General features: G+C 37.1%; 4 protein-coding genes. 3 read left to right on the top strand and 1 reads right to left on the bottom strand.

Annotated elements, in window-relative coordinates; all coding sequences use genetic code 11:
* Nucleotides 1-206, bottom strand: a 206-nt coding sequence (locus tag M0P98_09395; protein MCK9267060.1) for a DUF5659 domain-containing protein, incomplete at its 3' end; no start/stop codon positions are given.
* Nucleotides 207-630: 424 nt separating this feature from the next.
* Here M0P98_09395 and M0P98_09390 point away from each other — a divergent pair.
* From M0P98_09390 to M0P98_09380, 3 genes are all read left to right on the top strand, one after another.
* On the top strand, nt 631-1542 hold the full coding sequence (locus M0P98_09390) for a hypothetical protein (GenBank protein MCK9267059.1): 912 nt from the start codon (nt 631-633) through the stop codon (nt 1540-1542).
* A gap of 196 nt (nt 1543-1738) precedes the next feature.
* Nucleotides 1739-2752 (top strand): hypothetical protein, encoded by a 1014-nt coding sequence (locus M0P98_09385; protein MCK9267058.1) that lies wholly within the window; start codon nt 1739-1741, stop codon nt 2750-2752.
* Nucleotides 2753-2968: 216 nt separating this feature from the next.
* On the top strand, nt 2969-3492 hold a 524-nt coding region (locus M0P98_09380; GenBank protein ID MCK9267057.1), incomplete at its 3' end, for a type I restriction-modification system subunit M N-terminal domain-containing protein.

Genomic DNA, 3492 nt, shown 5'->3' with positions numbered 1-3492 from the left:
TTCAGCTTCTTTATCTCCTGGGCAAAGCGCGGCGCATTCACATCCGCTATGTTCGCGTAATAGTTGCCCACTTTCTGGCGGATTCCCTCGGATCCTCCAAAAATAAAAATGCTCTGGTTCCCGATACGGGAAATGTCCAGCATTTCATATCCAGACGCGATCAAATACGCGGCCAGATAAAAATCGTTTAGTTCAAGTTTTTGCATGAGTTTTACCTCTGGTTAATAGGCACGCCTTTCGGCATGCAGCAGGCTGATTTCAGCCTAAAAATGTTACTCAAAAAGCGCTCCGGCCGGAGCTTTAGTCGTTTCGTCAGGTTTCGTTATTTTCGGGATTTTCGTTTTTTCGGATAAGGCCGGGAATCCAGCCTTTACCATAATATAATACATTTTTATTCAGATGTCAAGCATTATGTAAACTATTTTGTACAATATTATAATAAGTATGAGAGATCAACTCTGTGACCCCCGTCACACAAAATAATCAGCCCTTTCACAACCCGGCAATCCTTATTAAATTCCCCCATGATCCTTCCAAAAATCGACAGCACTATCTTGGCATATGTTTTGATGTTGGATTTGGAATGAAAAATTTATGATGTATATTATTTTAATAAAATAAAGAAAATTAATGATTCCACATGTAAAACCCGGTACAGACCAAATTGCAAGGTCATTTTTACAGAAAGCCGTAAGACGCGGTGATCAGGATATGACCCAAAAGGCCATTAATTTAATTATTCAAAACGGCGATTTCTCTTGGCTTAGGGGTCGATTAGCTGTTATTAATTTTGAGGAATGTTGGACATATGGTTTAAATATAAGTTTTGATAATGACATTCAAATCATAACCGATCATTTTCTAAATATAGCTTCAGCGGTTAAAAATAAAAATGCGGCCGGTTTGGGCTCGTTAGCATATGAATATTCTGAGGGTAAAATTAGCGTCTTACAAGCCAATGCTGATGATATTCATATAAAGAAAGTTGCCGATGCTGTAAAAGATCCAATCACCTTTTGGAATTGGGCTGACAAACAGGCAAAATCAAATGATCAAATAAAGATGGTTCAAAACGCAAAAGTATCTTTAAAAAAAGCAGCTTGGTCATGGGATAAAGCCTTTATTATTGCGGCAGCATATTTGGCAATAACGAATTCAATACCCAGCACGGATTATCTACCCAAAACATCAAATAGCAGTTTTCCGGTATGGACAGGAATTGACAAACACACAAAAACAGGTAGAAATAACATAGATAAGGCCGCAAAACAACTCGGCGTTCAGGTATATAACGCAAGATTGCTGTCATTTTATTTCGAGAGCGCTGTTTGTAACAAAATTAAAGACTCACCCTGGTGGGAGCGTGAAAGAGAGTGGAAGTTGTCTACAAAAGGATATACAGTGGCTCAAGCTAAAAAAGAATGGGCTCGTTTGCTTCCAGCGGTAAAAGCATTATTAAGCGCTGAAGAACAAAAGTTAAAGGCACGATTGTCAGCGGCTCCACAACATCGCCAACAACAGATGAGTCTTTTTAATCTGTGACCCCCGTCACACATCAAACTTCACTACTGCTTTCCATCAAAAATCACTTTATATTTACCCAGGTTCTGGCACCTAGCAATAATAAGTCCCCCTCTGGCCATCGGCATAACAACCAGTGGCCTATTTTTATTATGAACTTGATACTTATCAAAAAAATATTATAAATTATAATTAAGAATAAATAAGGGTGCTGGTTATGAATAAAGTGAATCAAATTGATGCTGACAGTATTTTTTATAAAATAGATAAAAGAAATTATGATGATAGTTGTTGCTTTTTGTGTGGTGAAGAGCTCAATGATAGCAATAGATCCGATGAACATGTGATTCCAAAGTGGTTGCAAGAAAAATACAATCTATGGAATCAAGAACTGGGTTTGATAAATGGTACAAATATTAAGTATAGACAATTAACAATACCTTGTTGTTCTGATTGCAATACTAAGTATCTGAGTTCTCTTGAGACAAGAGTATCTCAAGCAGAAAGCAAGGGTTATCAAGAATTTTGCAAGCTAAACAAAATGGATTTATTTTATTGGCTTGGCAAGATATACTATGGATTAATGTATAAGGAAATGTTTCTTTTAAAAAACCGTAAAAATCCCGATGAAGGAACAATCCTTAATAAAGAATATGTTGAATTATTTCGAGCACATTATATGTTTCTTATGGGTATCAGGGGAGGTCATAGTTGTGAAAACTTTTTCCCTGCATCAATATTTATTGTTAACACTCAAAAGCCGAAAAAACTTGAATATCAGTGGGATTTCTATGACAAACATTTCAAGATGTTTATAGCTATGAGGTTTGGTGAAATTGGACTTGTTGCTAATCTTCAAGATATGGAGGCAGTAAAAGAATCAATTAAACTGGATGATTTTTATATGTTTGAGTTACATCCATATCAATTTATAGAAATGTCAGCAGTAGTTTTTAATACATATTTAAGAATGAATAGGACCCCAAAATTTATTTCGTACGAAGATACGAATAATGATGATAAAATTATTAGAACTAGCATGGTACCTTTGCAAGGTTTAAGCTCTAAGCCCGTTTTTGAAAATTGGAGTGATGAAATGTTTGCAGAAGTATTAGCTGGTATAATGGGCATGCCATATGAATATATTAACCCTGAACCTGGTAAATTCAGATCATTTATTTATGATGAGAACCATAAACCTATATTTATCCCAATTAAGGAAGATTTATAAGTAAAATCCCCACAAATCTCAAGGAAGCACTTCAAATAATGAGCATAAACAGAGATTCTGAGTAAAAAGTATATGGGCAAGTATTGTTTGTAATATCGCTTTCAAACCTTTACATTTATACCTTGTAAAGGTATAATAAATGCTTATCGGGACATAAACTCAGTACAAACGCGCTTTGTATAAAGTCGCAGAATCGACCCTGGGAAGGATAATTAAATGGCAAATAATCACAATACTACCAAAGAACAAGAACGCGCTGAACTACACCGCGCTATATGGCAGATCGCCAATGATCTCCGGGGAAGTGTGGACGGCTGGGACTTTAAGCAATATGTACTGGGCATGCTCTTTTATCGCTTCATCAGCGAAAATCTGACCGCCTACATCAATAAAGACGAAAGTCGCGCAGGCAATCAGGATTTTGACTATGCAAAGTTATCCGATGATAAAGCGGAATTCGGACGCGCGGATACTGTGAAGGAAAAGGGATTTTATATCCTGCCAAGCGAGCTGTTTTTCAACGTACGCGCCAAGGCACGTAACAATGCCAATCTCAATGAAACGCTGGCTGCCGTTTTCCGTAATATTGAAAGCTCAGCAAAAGGATTTGACAGTGAAAGTGATATCAAGGGTTTGTTTGATGATCTTGATGTGAATTCCAATAAACTGGGCAATACGGTCGAAAGACGGAACAAGACGCTGGCAAAACTTCTTGAGGCGATCGGCGACCTGAAACTGGG

Source organism: bacterium (assembly GCA_023230585.1).
Classification (GTDB): domain Bacteria; phylum Ratteibacteria; class UBA8468; order B48-G9; family JAFGKM01; genus JALNXB01.
This window is presented reverse-complemented; position numbering and strand designations above follow the sequence as displayed.